This window comes from Leptolyngbya sp. Heron Island J, from assembly GCF_000482245.1.
Classification (GTDB): domain Bacteria; phylum Cyanobacteriota; class Cyanobacteriia; order Phormidesmidales; family Phormidesmidaceae; genus Leptothoe.
Genome location: NZ_AWNH01000106.1, coordinates 19495 through 37694 on the forward strand (window position 1 = coordinate 19495; position 18200 = coordinate 37694).

An 18200-nucleotide genomic window follows, 5' to 3' on the forward strand; every position below is an offset into this window, starting at 1 on the left:
TGATGTCATCAAGCAGCTTTTCTAATTCCGACCGTCTAGCAGCAGTGATGTTTGACAATCTCTTGATCGGCCTCAACAGACTGCCAAATGGTCTCCAGGCTGTACTATGGACTCAGCTAAATCTTTATCTGGTGCAGCGTCAAAGCCAAAAAATAAGGTTAGGGCTGTGAGTAGTCAGTACGCTGCGCACCACTCACTACTCACTGTCCTTCAGCTCTGGTAAACAGCCGTCTACCCATGCCGCATAAACTCCTATTTATTAGTAACGGTCACGGAGAAGATAACCACTCTTCCCACATAATTCGCAGCCTGTGGGAGTTAGCACCAGAGTTAGATATTGCCGCTATTCCTATCGTCGGGCAGGGCCACGCCTATCGCAATATCAATGTCCCCATTGTCTCACCGACATTAACCCTGCCGTCGGGAGGGTTCACCTATACCAATCGTCTGCGACTGCTCAGTGATATTCGGGCAGGCTTACTCACCTCCACATGGCGTCAAATTCAAGCAGTACGGCACTATGCCCCCAGCTGTGATTTAGTGTTTGCCACAGGTGATGTCGTGGGGCAGTGTTTTGCTTATATCAGCGGTAAACCCTTTATCTCATTCACCTCATCGCTCTCGGCTATGTATGAGGGCACGCTTAAACTTGACATGATCCTTAAAGCCGTGCTCAAGTCTCCCCGTTGTTTAGTGCTGTTCTCTCGGGATGCCTACACAGCCCAGGACTATCAAAAACAAGGATTTGCCAAAGCCCAGTTTGGTGGTATTCCCTCTCTAGATCGGCTCAAACCAAAAGGTAAAGACCTGCAGCTAGATCCAGATCGACCGATGATGGCACTTTTGCCCGGTTCCCGTGTGCCCGAAGCCATGCGTAATCTCAAACTACTGTTGGGTTTGGCAGTAGAAATTGCCCGTCTGAATGCTCAAGTTCAGTTTCGAGCCGCCCTGGTCCCCGATGTGATGGCCGCTCTTGAAACAGTTGCAACTGAGCTGGGCTGGCATTATGACCAAGGGGGGCTCACCTATCCAGCCCAGGGTGAAGCCATCGCCAAAGTCCTATGCTATAGCGACGCCTTTAGCGATATTGTTTGCCAAACAGATCTTGTTTTAGGTATGGCCGGTTTAGCTGTTGACCAGGCCATGGCTATTGGTAAACCGATCCTGCAAATTCCTGGTGAAGGCCCTCAGTTTACCTATGCATTTGCTGAAGCCCAAGAGCGACTGCTGGGTCTCTCCGTCAAAACAATTGGAACTGAGCCAGCCACCCCCGCCATTCTTAAAGAAGCCGCCCAGTGTGCTGTAAAAACAATCCAGGATAAAGCCTATTTGCAAGCTTGTGTTGCTAATGGACAACAGCGATTTGGCCCCTTTGGTGCATCCTATCGTATTGCCAAGGTTGTCCTCAGTGCCCTGGAAAAACTTGACACCGAAGCTGTTCTCAGCCACCCAGTTTAGAACGCGTAAAACAGCTTCGTACTGTAGTATTTTGATTTTTGAGTGAACCATATTATGGCCCAACAACAACGCTCAGTTTATTGGCAACTGTTGCCTTTTCTCAAGCCCCAGTGGCCTCTATTTGGCTGGTCGTTTGTATTTATTGTTGGCTATGTCTTGACGACTGTGATGCTGCCCTATTTGGCAGGTCAGGTGACTTTTTATATTAGCCAGGGTAACGTCCCGAACATTGCCAGATGGTTAGGGCTAACCACCCTGACATTTCTGGTGCAAAACCTATTCCAATATGCTGAAAAAGTTTTTTCAATTCGGGCCTCTTTGGCAGCGGTGCTAGAACTCAGGAAAAAAGTCTATGCCCACTTGCACAGGTTGAGCATTGATTATTTTGCCTCAGCGAAGACGGGCGATCTCTCCTATCGTCTTACAGAAGATATTGATCGCATTGGCGAAGTGATCTACAAAATGTCGCAGCAATTTATCTCCTGCGTCTTTCAGCTAATTGCGATTCCGATCTATATGTTTTACCTGAACTGGCCTCTGACCCTGGCAGGCTTTTTGATTGCGCCACTGATGGCCTGGTTGATTGGTAGTTTTGGTAATCGTATGTTGGCCCTCTCTCGTCGCAGCCAAAATGAAATCTCTAATCTCTCTTCTTTGTTAACAGAGGTATTGGGCAACATTCGTGTGGTTAAGGCATTTGCTGCTGATGAGTATGAAGTGGGTCGCTTTAGCAAAGTGGCTGATGAAAACCGCACTGCCAAGTATCGTACTGAGCATCTGACGGCGATTCAATATCCCGTAGTGGGCTTTTTGGAAGCAGTCAGCATTATGTTTTTATTTTTGCTGGGCGGTTGGCAAATTGCCCTAGGTAACTTACAACCACGAGAGTTTGTCAGCTTTTTAGTTGCTGTGGCGCTATTGATTGACCCGATTAATCTGGTGACTCAACATTACAATGCTTTTAAGCAAACCGAAGCTTCTGCCGAGCGCGTATTTGAGCTGTTTGCGGAAGAGCCCAGTTTGGGCGAGCGGCCAGATGCCCAAGTGTTGCCACCGATTACCGGCAAGGTTGAATATCGCGATATTGATTTTGCCTATGCTTTAGGGAAGCCGGTATTTCAGCATCTTTCGCTCTTTGTTCATCCTGGAGATGTGGTGGCTTTAGTGGGGCCATCGGGAGCTGGTAAAACAACGTTGGTTAACCTGTTGGCAAGATTTTATGATCCGCAAGCAGGAGAGATCTTAGTCGATGGTATAGATGTGCGAAATGTGACGTTGCGGAGCTTACGGCGTCAAATTGGTGTTGTTCCCCAGGAGACAACGTTGTTTTCGGGTACGATTGCTCAGAATATTGCTTATGGGCAAACTGACTTAGATTATGATGCGATTCAATCCGCTGCCCGGATTGCCAATGCCCATGATTTCATTCTGCAGTTTGCCCAGGGTTACCATACTTGGGTGGGAGAGCGGGGTGTGAATCTATCGGGAGGGCAGCGTCAACGAATTGCGATCGCACGCGCCATCTTACTAAATCCCCGCATTTTGATTTTAGATGAAGCCACCTCCGCCCTTGATTCTGAGTCAGAAGCCCTGGTGCAAGAAGCGCTAGAGCGAGCCATGGAGAATCGTACCGTGTTTGTGATTGCCCATCGTCTTAGCACTGTGCGTAAAGCAGATCGAATTTTGTTTATTGAGAATGGTCAAATTGCTGAAGCTGGCACCCATTTTGAGCTGTTAGAAAAACGTGGACGATACGAACAGTTTTATGCGCAGCAGTTTAAGCAGTGAGTCAAACGTCCCCTTCGGCTCCGCTCAGGGGACGGAGTGATGTAGGTCGAGTTGAATTTATGAAACCCGACTTGCCAAAATCTCCCAATGAAAATTAATGAAAATGCATGGTGTGCATTCCTACATTTACCGTTCAGAAATTGCGATCGCGATATCAATTGGCGGGGGTGTTGGGTTTCGCAAGCTCAACGCCAACCTACAGATTCTGGCATGTATACAGTGGCTAACTTTTTGGGGGCTTTCCTCCCTGTCGTCTCGTGGTGAAACACCCACAAAGGAAAACGCCCCTATGACCTTCTCAAACCAGGCACCCCCAACGGGTATGCCGCTCAGTCTACCTGCCGACTTTTCCAGCAGTCTGCCCCCAGGCAGCTCCATTCGCCATATCCTGCTCGGTCACCCCAGCCACATCCGCCAAACTATCCATCTGCTGCACAATCTCCGGTACGTAGAAACCAGCCAGTGGAGTCCCCTGATTGAAGTACCTGACAATCGGCTGATCCTGGGACCAGAGCCGGACGACGTCATCAGCATGTTGGTGTGGCGGTTGTAGAAATGAGCCAGAGGCTCGGTGGTGGTGCTCAGTCAGAGCCTGGGTCTAGAATCAGGAGCTGGTGCATTACACGCTAAAGCGTAGCAATGCCTGGAGGGCTATACAGCCATAGAGGCGATAGTCGTTGCGCCATTTGTTGTGCATCACATTTGCGAAAATTTTTATTGCATGATTGGTTACCCATATTTCTAGCAGAGGAGAGATTTGTATGAGCTACACCTTGCAGAACCGCTGATTAAATTCTCTGAAATTAGCTTTAATTCTGCATAATACATCTCTCAAAAGCTCCGGAGACTCTATCAGCCAATTCTTGTAGCTCACTCACCGACTTCTCAGCGCCTCCTCAAACTTCCGCTGGACGAGCCCGCTATTGTTCTGCCTAAGGCACAAACGTGCTGTTCCTAACATCAATCCGAAAGGAGTAACCCGTGAAAAAATTACTACTGAATGGATTAGTAGCCCTGGCGATGACATCTACTGCAGTGATGGTGATGGCTCCTGCCGCCAATGCCATATTTACTGCTGCTAGTGTATCCAATGCTGGAGTACTCAGAAGTGGTCAAGATCACTACTTTGAAGTGTCGGTCGAAGGCGATCCCTTACAGCGTGTACGTGTCCAATGCATTACCTTTCATGAGCTAGATGGCCTAGAAATTTTTGTAGGGGGTAAAGCTGTTGAACCTGCTATCAACTATGGTTTCGAGGAGTTTACATTGACCTTTGCAGAGCCAATACCCGCTGACGAGACCATTCGTATCGTTATGAAAAACTCTCGAGTACGCGGCACCATTAATGCCGGCATTGATGTGCCCTATCGAGTCTACGGTACCTATCCTAATCTAGGTGCTGAAGTGCCCTTGGGTACAGCGGTAATTAGAACTCCGGGTGGTGGTAGTCGATAGTTAACAATCAAACCACTTATTTAATCCTGAGTGGTTTGATGCCAGTATTCCACACGATTGCGGCCCTGTGCCTTTGCCTGATACAGGGCCCGATCTGACCGTTTTAATGTCGCCTCTAAACTCTCATCTGGCTGCATGTCAGCAATGCCAATGCTGACCGTTACCTGCATCTGACTAGGTTCATTCACAATCCACAACTGCTCTACCTGTTGTCTGAGCCTTTCAGCAATGGTTTTAGTTTTGTGGAGAGAGGTGTTACTTAAAAGAACTACAAACTCTTCTCCTCCAAAACGACCGACAACATCATGTTCCCGCAATAGAGACGAACATGTTTTGGCAACTGACCGAATCACCAGGTCACCTTTGGCATGACCAAATTGATCGTTAATACTCTTAAAATGGTCGATGTCGATCATCAAAATGACCACTGGCCAGTTTTGTCGTTTAGCAAGAGAGAGTGATTTGTTCGCCTGTTCTAAAAACGCCCGTCGATTGTAGATCCCAGTGAGCGGATCAATGCTCGCTAGTTTGCGTAGGGTTGTTTCTCGTTCAATTTGGGTAGAAATATCGCTAAATGAAAACAATACACAGGCTTGATTGTCATAGTGCATTTCTAAGCCAGAAATGAGAGACCAAAAGCTGGTGCCATTGATATTGCGCAGACAAGTTTCAAAGCTATGCACACGCTTGCGCGTATTGACTTCTATCAAGAAAGCATCTCTCTCAGTTAAGTCATGCCAAAAATCGGTTTCTCGATAGCGTCCAGTTTCCTGTAGGGTAAATCCAAATAGTTCTGCAGCACGTTGGTTGATAAATTGAATAATCCCAGAGTGAGGGGTGCTGATCACCACAGGAAAGGCTGGTGAATTAATAATGGTCAACAGACGGTCCTGACTAGCATTTAGATCTGCCTGAATCTGATTCATTTTGGTCAACACCTGATTGTAGTGATTGGCAATTGGCGCGACATCAGTGCCAGGTTCTATCACCACTAGCTGCGTAAAGTCACCCCGCAGCGAATGGTTATTCATGCTAGTAATTAATGCTTGAGTAGCCGTGCTGGCATTATGTTCGGAAATATTGAGACCGACATATTCTTGTTCGGGGGTGACTCGTAGTGGATAAAAGTAGTCTATTAACTTGAGTAATGCGTAGCTGCTGACAAATGCATAGAGTCCAGTAACACTGATGCCTAGAGCTTGGATGCCAAGCTTTTCTAAAAAAGTATAGTTAGCTGCCCACAGCTGGGGATCACCAAATAAAGCTACTGTCAACGTGCCCCAAATACCGCAGACTAAATGGGCTGGCACAACGCCAACAGCATCATCGATTTGAAAATGATTTAGCCACTGTGTGGAGAAGGTACACAACAAGCCGCCGATGCTGCCCGCAGAAATTGCCCCGAAGGACCATAGGACATCGCATCCAGCTGTAACGGATACCAGGCCACCGATTACGCCATTCATAATGACAGGAACCTTGGGGCGCTTATGCAATATCCAGGTTGTGACTAGAGCCGTGAACCCCCCTGCTGCACCTCCCTCGGCTGTATTTACTAAAATTCTGGGTACCTGATCATCAAAGGCCAGACCGCTGCCGCCATTAAATCCAAACCAGCCAAACCAGAGTAGAAAAACCCCAAGCACTGCGGTGGGGAGGTTATGGCCATTGATTGGTCGAGGGTTTGGGTTAAATCGTCCCAAACGGGGACCCAGGATTAAAATTGACGAGAAGGCCATCCAACCGCCAACAGAATGAACCACTGTGGCTCCGGCAAAATCATGAAATTGTAGCTCTCTTAGCCAGCCGGAGCCTGTCTCAAACCAAAGTCCACCCCATACCCAGTGGCCGACCACTGGATAGATCAAAGCAGACACAATGACAGAAGTGAAAAAATAGCCTGAAAAGCGCATGCGTTCCGCGACAGCCCCAGAGACAATCGTGGTGGCAGTGCCGCAAAAGGCCAGTTCAAATAAAAAGAATGTATAGTCTTCTGCAGACCAACTATTAGGTGTCGGTAGTTGGGTGCCTATCAGTCCCCAGGCTGTTTCCCCAAACATCAGCCGGAAGGCAATCAATGAGAAAATTAACGAGGCGATACAAAAATCAACCAGGTTCTTGATGGCTACATTGATGCTGTTTTTAGCTCGGACTAAACCGCTTTCTAAACAGCAAAATCCAGCCTGCATTGTGCTAACAAGAATGGCACAGAGGATTACCCAAAGGACATCAAAGCTGGATTCCATAGAAATGATTTAAAAAACTTGAAGCACAACTGTCACAGCCATTTCCACAATACTCTGATCGCCTCTAAAAATGGCTATGAGTACTGTTTTATACCAAACCATATGGGTATCATCTGGCTTTTGATTAAAGCCTCCTGGGTCAGCGTTGCCATGGCTATTCTGGCAGGTATTATCAGCGGCGGCTGCAGTGCAAAACTGATCGCTTTGATCAATGCGGCTATCCAGCAAAATGCGCCTCAGTCATTGATTGCTCCGTTTGCTGGGTTGACCATTCTCGTTCTCATTTCCAGTAGCTTTTCTCAGTTCTTGCTAATTGATCTAGCGCAGGACTCTGTTTATCAGCTACGTTTGAGTCTGAGTCGGCGTATTCTGGCGGCACCTTTACGTCAGCTAGAACGGCTGGGGCCGAATCAGCTTTTAGCTGTTTTGACGGAAGATGTGCAAGCTATTTCGAATACTGTTTTCATTCTTCCATTCCTTTGTATTGACATTGCTATTATTGGCGGCTGCTTAATCTATCTTGGCTGGTTGTCGGGTTGGGTATTTCTGGCCGTAGTTACTTTTCTGGTGATGGCGATTGTTTTAGTGCAAACTCTAATATCCTATGCCCATCGCTATTTAAAGCGGGTGCGTCAGGAAATGGATCTTCTATTAAAACACTTTCGCGCGATTACCGATGGCATCAAAGAGTTAAAGCTGCATTCTAGTCGTCGTCATCACTTCTTGGAAAATGATCTGACCACTAGTGCGGCAACTGCTTGTCATTATCAAAAGACAGCTTTAAAAATTGCGGCGGTTGCTAGCGGTGGTGGTCAACTGTTGTTTTTTGTTTTAGTAGGACTATTGATTTTTGTTGTACCTCGAGTTGTTACTGAGGCTTGGGCAATTTTACCTGCCTATATTTTGACTCTGACTTATTTGCTGGGTCCTATTCAAAGCCTGGTGGAACAACTGCCTAATTTAGCGAATGCGGATGTTTCGATTAAAAAAGTCGATGAGATGGGGCTAACATTATCTAGAGATGCTGAACTGGAAACAGTGACGCGGCAAAATGCGATCGCAACCTGGCAAACCCTACAACTGCAACAAGTTGTTCACACATATCAAAGCGAAGATGCCGCACACCGATTTACTGTTGGCCCCATCAACCTGACCCTCCAGGCTGGAGAATTGGTATTTATTGTTGGCGGCAACGGCAGTGGTAAATCTACCCTGGCTAAGCTGATTACCGGGCTTTATATGCCTGAGTCTGGTGAACTATGCCTGGATGGTACCCCAATTACCGATACCAACCGCGAGTGGTATCGACAACACTTTTCCACCATCTTTTCAGATTTTTATCTATTTGAGCGGCTGGTGAGGCCGATGGATGGTGCTTTTGAGCAACAAACTCAGACATATCTAAAAACCCTAGAACTGGACAAAAAAGTGGCCGTCAAAGATGGTCAGCTTTCCACCACTGCCCTTTCCCAAGGGCAGCGTAAACGGCTGGCACTGCTCAGCGCCTATCTAGAAGACCGGCCCATTTATTTATTTGATGAATGGGCCGCAGACCAAGATCCTGTCTTCCGCGAGATTTTTTATACTCAACTATTGGCTGAGCTAAAACAGCGAGGCAAAACCTTGTTAGTGATCAGCCATGATGATCGTTATTTCCACCTGGCCGACCGCATCATTAAGCTTGACTACGGTCACATTGAATCTGATGCTCCCCCGGCATAGGCCATTTGCCAGAAGTCTTTTTCCAGGCTGGCAATCCTTAAAAAGACGGCTTCGGCTTCGGCTTTTAGGGGGTCGTCTGTGTCTTGCAGGGCACTGTCTGCTTGACCAGCCAGCAGTTCTACATACGTGGTAAAGGCCGCATTGCCCCAGCGGTCAGCAAATTCGGTGTAGGGTTCAGGCATCGGGCTATGGCTCTGCCAACCCTGGTTGTAGGCAAGCTCAATCGCCCAAAAACCAACAGCTTTAACGGGATAGGGCTGCTGAGCCAGGTTCTGCATAAACTGACGGTAGGTGATACAGGTGGCCTGCAGCGGCTGGTTTAGATCGAGCTGACGTTCAGTGACCTTCGCTTGAAACCAGTTGAGTTCGTCTTTGAGGGCAATGATGCCGCTTAATAACGTATCCAGGTGGGAAGCGGGAGCCGTTTGGATCAGGCTAGCGGCTAATCGAGTAAATTCGATGACAAAATGATAGTCCTGTACTAGCCAGGTATTGAACTGAACCGGCTGGATGGTGCCCTGCTGGCACTGGGCGAGAAAGGGATGGACTGTAGCGGCTTGCCACTGGCTGGGGTGTTTGGAGAGAAGTTTTTGGCAGGTAAGGGGCATGGGCTGGACGTTATTGCAGAGATGTGAATCGAGAGAGAACGGATGTTTACAACTGCTGTTAGTGACTAAGGTGATTGTCTAACCACTCAACAATATCGTTCATCACCTGGTTGCGGTCTAAATCATTGTGGGGTTCATGGTAGCTGCCAGGATAGATTTTTAAGGTCTTATCTGCGGGAATGCGCTCAAAAATTTCCTTGCTGCCTTTAACGTCATTGACTTTGTCGGCACTGCCGTGGACTAGCAAAATGGGCACCTGCAGCTGAGCAATATTGCGGCGGACAGCTGCGATCGCAACCAAACACTCTGTTCCCCATCGTACGGTTGCCACGGAATGGGTGAGGGGATCATCCTCAGTCTGATTGACAATGGCCGGGTCGCGGGATAGAGTTTCTGCGCCCGCGCCCACATCCATGGAAAACCGGGGCCAGATGCCAGACAACACACGGGCAATAGCCACTAAGTAAGGCTTGGCGATGCCTACAGGTCGGATGGGCGGGCCGCTGATAATAATGCCTGAGAGTCCTTGGGGAGCGTTTAAGGCGAAATCCAGCACAATCAGACCCCCTAAACTATGTCCTAATACAAATAGGGGAAGATCGGGCTCATGCTGTCGCACCTGGGTTAGAAATGCACTGACATTATCACGGTACTCTTGCCAGTGGTTGATGTGGCCTCGCTGGCCTTCAGAGCGCCCGTGTCCCTGATTGTCAAATCCAAAGATGATATAGCCGGCCTCGGTCAGGGCGTTGGTAACGGTGGCGTAGCGATCGCAATGTTCCCCAAACCCATGTACCAATGCCAACACTGCTTTAGCGGTCCCTGCCGGGTACCATGCCTGATAAAACAGCGATAGCCCATTGGCACCGCAAAATCTATTCTTTAGCTGAGACACTTGAGTTATAGTCATCCTGGGAACGTTGGCGACAGTTTTCTACTCAACTGCAATATTGCGAAATATTACAGACTTTCACTTTACAAGATTTCAACCGTGCCCTGTTGGCCATCAATGCGTACGCGCTGACCTGTGTGTAACCGCTGAGTGACATCGGCCACGTCCATCACCGCTGGAATTCCATACTCCCTGGCCACAATGGCACCGTGGGAAAGCTGTCCCCCGACTTCAGCGATCAGACCCCCTAAGTTTGCCAGCAGTGGAGCCCAGCCCGCATCGGTGTATGGCACCACCAAAATAGTGTTTTGGTTGATGGGCACTGTGGTGTCCAGGGTGGTAAGCACTTGGACCTCGCCCTCTAGGGTGCCCGGACTTGCGCCAATACCTGTTAGCAATCGTCCAGTTTGTTGAGGTGTCCTAGGGGCGGTAGACAAAGTAATCGGGTCTTTGCCGTAGACCAAATAGGGGGGCTTCCATAGGTGATCGGCCTGACGCTGTTGACGACGTTTGGCAATCTGCTCCATGGTGCTATCACCTGTGTCATTTAGGGTGAGGGCCGAAGAGGTACCCCATGTCTTAATTGTAGGCCAGGTAAGAAAAAAGATATCCCCTGGTTGTTGCAGCACTTGATTGTCAAGATAATGGCGTTCTAAGGCGAGAAAACAGGTTCTCAGCTCGGCTAACAGTCGGTTATACACTTCTGCAATCTTGCCTTTCAGGTCTAGTCGCGCTTGTACCTGGCGCTGTTTCCAATTGTTCTGGGTAGCACTTGTCTTCGCGGTAGAGGCAGGTGGCTGTTTTAAGAAGGTGGCCAGCAGGGCTTTGACGGGAGCCGGTTGTTCCTGCCAGGTGGGGACCGAAATATCGGTGGCCACTTCACTCAAATGGCCATAGGTGGAGAGAAACTCATCGAACTGTGCAAACAGTTGGTTGCTCTGAGGCAGCTGTGCCAATGCTTGGAACAGGGCTTCGCTATCGTCAGGAACAGTCTCTAGCTGTTCAAGTAAATCCGCCTGTTGTTGTGCCAATGTTTTGAGGGCCTCAATAGCAGCAATCTCAGGATTAGAGCGATAGTTGAGCTGGGTGCTATCCACCTTGAAAATGGCTTGACACAGGGCAAACCCCAGGGGACCCAGAATGTTATAAAAGGTCGCCCGCTTGAGCAGTGAGAAAATCGTTTCTACCTGTTGCTGGATGGCTTCGGTCGGCAGGTCATAGGGGGATTGGAGGGCATCTAAGCCAGGCTGAAAATATCGTTGGTAATCTTGCTGAAAGTCTTTAGCTAGATTCCATTCCCGTGTGGCCAGTTTAATTAGTCCGGGAATATTCCGCAGGGTTGAGACCAGGGGAGGACGACTAAACTTAGCTCCACGGGTCAGAAACTCTAAACTTTCAGCGGGCAGCCCCATGCGGATAAAAATCTCCCCCAGCAGGGTGGCGTTGAAATAGGCATGGGATCGATGCAGCATCGCTGTTTGGGAGAAGTCCAGACCGGCGGCCCGTTTACCCAGAACCAGGGTGAATAGATCGCCCCAGACACCGCAGGTGAGCGGCTGGTTAATAGACCAGGTGAGGGGATGAATCACCCCAGGAATCACCTCGGCAGCAATTTTTCGGGTCCAGAGCGGTATTAATGTTGTGATGGGACGGCTTTGTAAGACCCATATTTGTTGGCCGTCATAGCTCCATTCTACATCTTGGGGAATGTCGCCAAACCGTTGTTCGAGGTGACGGGTGAGGTAGGCGATTTGTTGAATTAGACGATCGGGAATGGGGTGGCGAATTTGTAGGGGCGTTCCATGGAATGTCTCTACGTCCGTTGCCGCAGGTTCCATCGGTAATTCAACCGCGTCGGATAGCTGCCAATCTTCTCCCGATTGCATATCCTCGGGGGTAATGGTGACATGGTAGCGTCGGGGGGTAATTTGCCCGGAAACTACCTGGCTGGCTGGTCCTGGTAGGGCTTCAATTACCACCTCATTGCCACAGCGGGCGATGGGGTCGCGGCTAAAGGCAACGCCAGAGATGAGGCCATTCACCTGCTGCTGTACCAGCACATTCATGGCGGCTTCGGGGAGTTGCCGGTCCTGGCGGTAGCGTACGGCGCTGGGGTGATTGTAGGCTTGGAAGCAGGTTGCGATCGCACTTTCCAACCCTGTTCGACTAACCACATCCGTCACCGACACATATTGCCCGGCTGCCGAGGCCCCCAGCCCGTCTTCTCCCACGGCGGAGGAGCGTGCCACCACTGGCTGCTGAGATGACGGCTGACACACCGTAAACAATGCTGAGGGATCATCGCCAGCCTGCAGAACATAGCCCATGGGCACCGGATAGCCCCAGGTCTTGAGCTGAGACAGGGTGGCCGCCTTGTTGCCGACCACAGCAGCATCTAACACCTGATCTAAGGCCTGTAGGGCTGACTCTCCCCGAAAAAAGCGAAATAATCGTCGTGATTCCATACGTGTTCCTTGGCTAGGCAGCTCCAAATCATCTGGCAGTTTCTGATAAATCCAGCCAATCAACCCCATCAAACAGGCCACCGCTACCACGCGCATACCATTGTTATGGACGAGTCCCGTGAGGATGGGCAATAACACCAATGCAAACATACGCCCTTGTTTGCGTTCGCGCAGCACCGTAAAGGCAATCAAACTCAGCAGCCAGCCCAAAATTGCCACCACCGGGTCATAGGCCAAAAAGCCCCAGCTGACATTGGTTACCCCTGCCCCTTGGCTCAGCCAGTAACGCCCCATCACCAACGCCATCAGCGCTACCACTGGCCAAATTGGATCTGCTGGGAAAAAATAGTCGGCTAAAAGGACTGCACCAATACCCTTAAATGCTTCGAGGGCAACGGCTCCCACTCCAGCCACCGTACCACCGTGGTAAAATGCTGCCGACACGCCGATATTGCCCGTGCCGAGCTGCGCGAGTCGCTTGCCCGTGGTTAGCTGCACCCACCAGCCGGTCAAGGGTAGGCCCCCCAACAGCGGGCAAACCAGAAAAATCAAGAGTGCGCCCCACACCTGTGCCATCGGTTGCTGAAGTCAAAGATCACTTCTATCTGACCACTCCTCGGCAAAACTGTGTCAGATCCTTAATCTCATTGTCAGCAATTGGTTATTGACTAAAATCAATATTCAAAGCGATCGTCTCCGTCATTCCCAAATATCCTCACAAATCCACCGTTCCCCATCGCTTAGATCCCCGTAGGCTAAATAATCCTCGATCCACCGACAGCCCTGGCGCATCAGGTTCTGCATCTGTAGATTCCAGAGGCGTATTTGGCCGTCGGCTCCGGCTGAGGCCAAGTGATCCCCTGAGCTGTTGAAAGCTCCCTGCCAGATGATGCCGCGATGCCCGGTCAAGGTGTGTAGCAGTTGACCGTCTGGCAGTTGCCAAAAGCGGATGGTGCCATCATCGCTGGCGGAGGCAATCACATCGCCACCGAGGCCAAAGGAGACGCTGCGCACCCAGTCGTGGTGTCCCCGCAGAATATCCAGGAGTTCGCCGTTTTGCCACAGTCGAACGGTGTTATCGCTGCCTGCAGACGCAATGGTCTCACCGTCAGGGGACACGGCTACGGCCCAAACACTGCCGGTATGGCCTGACAGTACGGTACTGGTGATGGGGATGCCGCTGGCTGCTAGATCGGTTAAGTCCCACCGTCGTAGGGTGCCGTCTTCGCTACCTGAGATTAGATAGCGACCGTCGGGGCTAAAGGTGACAGTCCAAACGGTGCCGCCATGGCCGCTGAGCTGGCCAATGGGCGTACCGTTGGCATACCACAGGCGAATGTTGCGATCGCTCCCCGCCGAAGCCAGATAAGTCCCATCTGGACTAAACTTCACTGCCCAGACCGCATTGTGATGTCCCTCAAATGTATGCACAGGCTGACCGGTTGCTGTCCACAGCTTGACGGTGTGATCAGCACTGGCTGAGGCGATCAGCTTCCCGTCGGGGCTCCAGTCAACGCTATAAATGCTGCTATCGTGACCGTGAATGCTATGGAGCAAATGATTTTGCCCATCACTAGACTGCCAAACTTTGAGGGTTTGGTCTGCTCCGGCAGAAACTAGTTGAGACCCGTTGGGTTGCCAGCACAAATCCCAAATAATGCCATGGTGTCCCCAAAGACTGGGAATATCACGAGACTGTAATTGCCAGATCCGAATCGTGTTGTCATCACTGGCGGAGATCAGCTGAGTCCCCTGAGGATTAATTCCCAGACTGAGAACGCTGCTGCGATGGCCCTTAAGGGTATCCAAAAGCTGGCCATCCAAATCCCACACATGAATGTTCTGGTCGTCACTGGCAGATATCAAGCGCGCACCATCCGGGCTAAAACACAGGTCTCGTATCCAGTTTTGATGCCCTTCAAAATACTGCAGCAGTTCACCATTTAAGCTCCAAAGTTTAATCAAATGGTCATCTCCCCCCGAAACAATATGCTGACCATCGGGGCTAAACACAGCTTTAAGTACCCAGCCCGCATGGCTGCTAATTGCTCTTAGCAGCTCGCCTTCAGAATTCCAAAGACAAAGCGTACCGTCTTCTGCAGCAGAAACCAGGTGCTGACCATCGCTACTAAAAGTCACCGATCGAACCCAGTCAAGGTGACCTTCGAGGGTTTTTAGCCACTGACCATCCTGGCTCCATAGTTTGACCGTATGGTCATTGCTAGCCGATGCAATCAGCTTTTGGGTCGGGCTAAACGCCACACTGTTGACGGCCCCCGTATGCCCAGTGAGAATCTGCAAACACTGGCCAGACATGTCCCAGATGCGTACGCTAAAATCATCACCAGCCGAACCAATGAGCGTACTATCCTGATTAAAGGCGACCTCTAGCACACTGCCCTGGTGTCCGGTCAAGACCTGCAACAACTTACCGCGAGAGTTCCAGAGCCGCACGGTACCATCATCGCTGCTGGACGCTAAATATTGGCCATCGGGACTAAAGCAGGCCGATAGCACCCAATCTTGATGGGCGTGAATACGATTCTTCTCACGCACAGTGTGGAGAGCCTGCCACAGACGAAATAAAATCTGATTGTGTAAATAACCTGAGACTGGTGTTAGCTGGCTTTGCTGCGCCCCCTTAAGGGACTCTAGCAGGGCTCCTAAGCCATCATGGGAGAGTAACAACGCCTGGGAAACGGAGGCCAGGGCCTGCATCTCTGCTGTTTCAGCCCGATAGCGTTCTTCGGTTGCTTGGGCTAAGGCCAATGCCTGTTCTTGTAGGGCTGTCCGCAGCTGGGTTTCGGTTTGTTTGCGGCGGCGTCGCTCTGCCTGTAACATCGCCATCAATCCTGGCATATCCTGCTGTTTTACCAGATCTGCTAGATAATCATGGGCAAGCTGATAGCGCATTCTCCCACCCACCTCTGGACTCTCAAACAGTAATCCTGATTCGGCCAAGATTTCTAAAACCAGGCTGAGTTGAGCTGGATCCACCAGCACACCCAGGGATTCTAAGGATTCTTCTAATTCGGCACGGGTTTTAAGCGGACGGATTGTGCTTTCATCGCTCAATAAGTAAAGAATGGTGCGAGCTAGAATACTGTTTTCAGGTCCACAGTCCCGAACTACCCGGTTTAAGAAATTGAGTACCAATGCGCGAATTGGGCCATCCCCCAGTTGTTCATAGCGTCGCAGGGTAGTAATGTTCTCTCGCTGTAGTTCTGCCCCTACCAACTGCAGTTCAATTGGGCGCACTTCTCCATTATCGGCGGTGAGATCATTCACCAGGGCAGTAATCAAAGACTCTTCTAGATAAAACTGGGCGTTATCTGTCAGCTGTCGAATTACCGCCTCACATTCCTTAGGAGTGAAATTGCTCAGATAGTAGCGCACATCGCGACTAAGGATATCCAGATCCAGATTGGCTAGACGTTCCCATTCCAGCAGATAGTGCAGGTAGTCATTACGGAGGGCCAGCACGACTTTGAGATAAGGACTATTGAGACAGTCTCGTAAAAAAGCATAAAGCGAGCGACGCTGTTCTACACCAGGTTGTTCAAAGAAAAACTCTTCAAACTGATCAAAGATAATAATAATCTGTTGATAGTTATTTTGAGCATGTTGACGGAGATGGTTAAGTAAACTCTCACCAGTAATGGGAAAAGAGACTTGGAAGTTAGGCGGAGCTGAGGGCAAAGACGAGGTTACCCGCTGCAGTGCTTGGAGAATTGAGATTTCCCAGCTAGTGTAGGTGCGGACAAGCAGGGGTAAGGTGGTGCGGCCTTCAGAGGTAGCTTGCTTGAGTGCTGGCACCAGACCACTGCTGAGTAGAGAACTTTTGCCCACACCCGATTGACCATGGAGAATCACCAGGGTGTGTTGGGGCTGCATTAAGCGACCGACCAGATGCTCGATCTCCTGCTGTCGACCTGATGCCCGCATTTCAACGGTTGAAATTTCATTGACGGCTCTAGCAGATGGAGCTCGATAGGGTTGAATGGGACTAGCGCCAATAAAGGCTCGTAGTCCCATGAGATTTTCTACCTGCCGTTGTTCTTGCTTAGTGGCAAACGCATCTAGATATCGTTTTTTGGCAAAATATAGGTCCTGCAGGTTTTGCAGAATATGGCGATATAACGGAAAGTCGTGGCGAGGATCGGTTCTTTGACGGGCGTTTTCTAAGTCGTGAAGAGCCTCGTCAAAAAGAGTCTCATCGCCCTGGCGTAGTTTGGCTTGCCCCCGCAGAAAGTAATAGCGGCCTTGGCGATATCGGAGGGCGAATACAAGGGCCTGAGGAGAGATTTGAGCAGCGGGAGTTGTGCCTGCACTCCTATCGTTAGCGGTTGTTTCTAAGGGGTGAGTACTTTTAACGGCTTGAGCTAATAGGGTGAGGGCCGTTGTTGCCAATTGCTGGGCATTTACCCAGTTTTCCCTGGCTAGGTCTGCTTCTGCTAAATAGCCGTAGTCACGGGCTAATCGCACTGGGTCATTTTGATGTAGGTCCAGTCCTTCGTTGGCTACGGCTGTGAGGGCATCCCAGTCTTCTAATTTTTGTAGAATTTCAGCTAGAATGTGGATAAAGTTGGCTGTGCGATCGCATTGTTCTTGTTGTCGTAGAGTATTGATAAATCGCTCATAAAAGCGCCGGGCCTGTCGATAAGATCCAAGTTGAGTGGAGGGTTGGAGTTTGCCGTGGGTCTGCCACCAAAGACCCAGATGCAAGAGTAAAACGGCCTGCTGATCGCTGGTGTCTTCAACGGTTTTATCGGTTTGTATCCAATAGTCTAAGCTTTGTTCGTAATACTCTCTGGCTACTTTCAAGCGCTCAGGGGTATGGGCTTCTCGCCCTTGCAGAAAATTTAAGCTGGCTTGTAAGGCTCCATCCAGCTGGACGTTATGTTGCTTGAGATCTGCGATCGCAAACGGCAATTCCTGCTCAGTCAAAATCTTTAGATGGTGACTCAGACTGGGGAGCGGCGGAGCGGCTTCATGTAGCCAGTGAGCATCATGGCTATCTAGAATATAGGTAAATATCTCATTAGCCGCCCGATGGAGGGCTTCAATCAAAGACTGGATCGGATAGTCCACCTGAATCGGAACTGCTGCAAAACTTTTAAGATCCGCCGCATAGAGCGTCAGGCTTTGCAGAACTGGGTTGGTCATCCACAGTACCAGTGGATAGGGAAACTTAGCCAGCAGCGCATTCCGCCCCACATTGGCCGCCTTAAACACGACATCCAGTGCCTTCACTTGGTCAAACCCAGTCACCATCACCGCTGCTGGGGAGGACTCTAGCGCCGCCTGGCTGTTGACGATGGCCTCTGGCAGAGACCGGGTAGCCGCTGATAGCTCCACAGTATGAAAAGTTTGGGTTTGAGCCAGATCCTTCAGCAGTAACTGCGTTAGCCGCTGATAGTTGGCTCGGACTAAAATTAATGAAAATTGCCCCTGCCCCAGCGTCAGCGCTCGTTTCAGGTTGCTTAGCGCTGTTTGGTTATGGAGAACAATTTCGGGTAAATCAGCCTGGTACATCGTTGCAAGTGGGCAAGCCCACGGGACAGTG

10 protein-coding genes are annotated in these 18200 nt (G+C 50.0%); 5 read left to right on the forward strand and 5 right to left on the reverse strand.

Going from position 1 to position 18200, the window contains the following annotated elements; translation table 11 throughout:
• Positions 1 to 237: 237 nt before the first annotated feature.
• The 4 genes from N836_RS67265 to N836_RS67275 all read left to right on the forward strand — a co-directional run bounded on the left by N836_RS67265 (position 238) and on the right by N836_RS67275 (position 4701).
• Positions 238 to 1458 (forward strand): lipid-A-disaccharide synthase-related protein, encoded by a 1221-nt coding sequence (locus tag N836_RS67265; protein ID WP_023076023.1) that lies wholly within the window; start codon positions 238 to 240, stop codon positions 1456 to 1458.
• Positions 1459 to 1512: 54 nt separating this feature from the next.
• Positions 1513 to 3246 (forward strand): ABC transporter ATP-binding protein, encoded by a 1734-nt coding sequence (locus tag N836_RS67270; RefSeq protein ID WP_023076024.1) that lies wholly within the window; start codon positions 1513 to 1515, stop codon positions 3244 to 3246.
• A 97-nt stretch (positions 3247 to 3343) separates the two neighbouring features.
• On the forward strand, positions 3344 to 3799 hold the full coding sequence (locus tag N836_RS77745) for a hypothetical protein (RefSeq protein ID WP_023076025.1): 456 nt from the start codon (positions 3344 to 3346) through the stop codon (positions 3797 to 3799).
• Between the two features lie 428 nt (positions 3800 to 4227).
• The gene (locus tag N836_RS67275) at positions 4228 to 4701 is read left to right on the forward strand and encodes a hypothetical protein (protein WP_031294158.1); all 474 of its coding nucleotides are present in this window, start codon (positions 4228 to 4230) and stop codon (positions 4699 to 4701) included.
• A 20-nt stretch (positions 4702 to 4721) separates the two neighbouring features.
• Here N836_RS67275 and amt read toward each other — a convergent pair whose 3' ends face one another.
• The gene (amt, locus tag N836_RS67280; protein WP_023076027.1) at positions 4722 to 6947 is read right to left on the reverse strand and encodes an ammonium transporter; all 2226 of its coding nucleotides are present in this window, start codon (positions 6945 to 6947) and stop codon (positions 4722 to 4724) included.
• Between the two features lie 102 nt (positions 6948 to 7049).
• Between amt and N836_RS67285 the strand changes: the two genes are divergently transcribed.
• Positions 7050 to 8669, forward strand: a complete 1620-nt coding sequence (locus N836_RS67285; RefSeq protein WP_023076029.1) for a cyclic peptide export ABC transporter — start codon at positions 7050 to 7052, stop codon at positions 8667 to 8669.
• Here N836_RS67285 and N836_RS67290 read toward each other — a convergent pair.
• The 4 genes from N836_RS67290 to N836_RS67305 all read right to left on the reverse strand — a co-directional run bounded on the left by N836_RS67290 (position 8639) and on the right by N836_RS67305 (position 18169).
• Positions 8639 to 9277 (reverse strand): transcription activator, encoded by a 639-nt coding sequence (locus tag N836_RS67290; protein WP_023076030.1) that lies wholly within the window; start codon positions 9275 to 9277, stop codon positions 8639 to 8641. The genes N836_RS67285 and N836_RS67290 overlap by 31 nt on opposite strands.
• 58 nt (positions 9278 to 9335) lie before the next feature.
• Positions 9336 to 10187, reverse strand: coding sequence for an alpha/beta hydrolase (locus tag N836_RS67295; RefSeq protein WP_023076031.1), 852 nt, complete (start codon positions 10185 to 10187; stop codon positions 9336 to 9338).
• A gap of 65 nt (positions 10188 to 10252) precedes the next feature.
• On the reverse strand, positions 10253 to 13210 hold the full coding sequence (locus N836_RS67300; protein WP_023076032.1) for a glycerol-3-phosphate acyltransferase: 2958 nt from the start codon (positions 13208 to 13210) through the stop codon (positions 10253 to 10255).
• Positions 13211 to 13333: 123 nt separating this feature from the next.
• Positions 13334 to 18169 carry a WD40 repeat domain-containing protein gene (locus N836_RS67305; protein ID WP_023076033.1) on the reverse strand — a complete coding sequence of 1612 codons (4836 nt, stop codon included), beginning with the start codon at positions 18167 to 18169 and terminating at the stop codon, positions 13334 to 13336.
• Between the last annotated feature and the right edge of the window lie 31 nt (positions 18170 to 18200).

Excerpts from the sequence above, each read along its gene's own strand:
- N836_RS67265 (WP_023076023.1), top strand. The coding sequence starts at position 238 with ATGCCGCATAAACTCCTATTTATTAGTAACGGTCACGGAGAAGATAAC.
- N836_RS67270 (WP_023076024.1), top strand. The coding sequence starts at position 1,513 with ATGGCCCAACAACAACGCTCAGTTTATTGGCAACTGTTGCCTTTTCTC.
- N836_RS77745 (WP_023076025.1), top strand. The coding sequence starts at position 3,344 with ATGAAAATGCATGGTGTGCATTCCTACATTTACCGTTCAGAAATTGCG.
- amt (WP_023076027.1), bottom strand. The coding sequence starts at position 6,947 with ATGGAATCCAGCTTTGATGTCCTTTGGGTAATCCTCTGTGCCATTCTT.
- N836_RS67285 (WP_023076029.1), top strand. The coding sequence starts at position 7,050 with ATGGGTATCATCTGGCTTTTGATTAAAGCCTCCTGGGTCAGCGTTGCC.
- N836_RS67290 (WP_023076030.1), bottom strand. The coding sequence starts at position 9,277 with ATGCCCCTTACCTGCCAAAAACTTCTCTCCAAACACCCCAGCCAGTGG.
- N836_RS67295 (WP_023076031.1), bottom strand. The coding sequence starts at position 10,187 with ATGACTATAACTCAAGTGTCTCAGCTAAAGAATAGATTTTGCGGTGCC.
- N836_RS67300 (WP_023076032.1), bottom strand. The coding sequence starts at position 13,210 with ATGGCACAGGTGTGGGGCGCACTCTTGATTTTTCTGGTTTGCCCGCTG.
- N836_RS67305 (WP_023076033.1), bottom strand. The coding sequence starts at position 18,169 with ATGTACCAGGCTGATTTACCCGAAATTGTTCTCCATAACCAAACAGCG.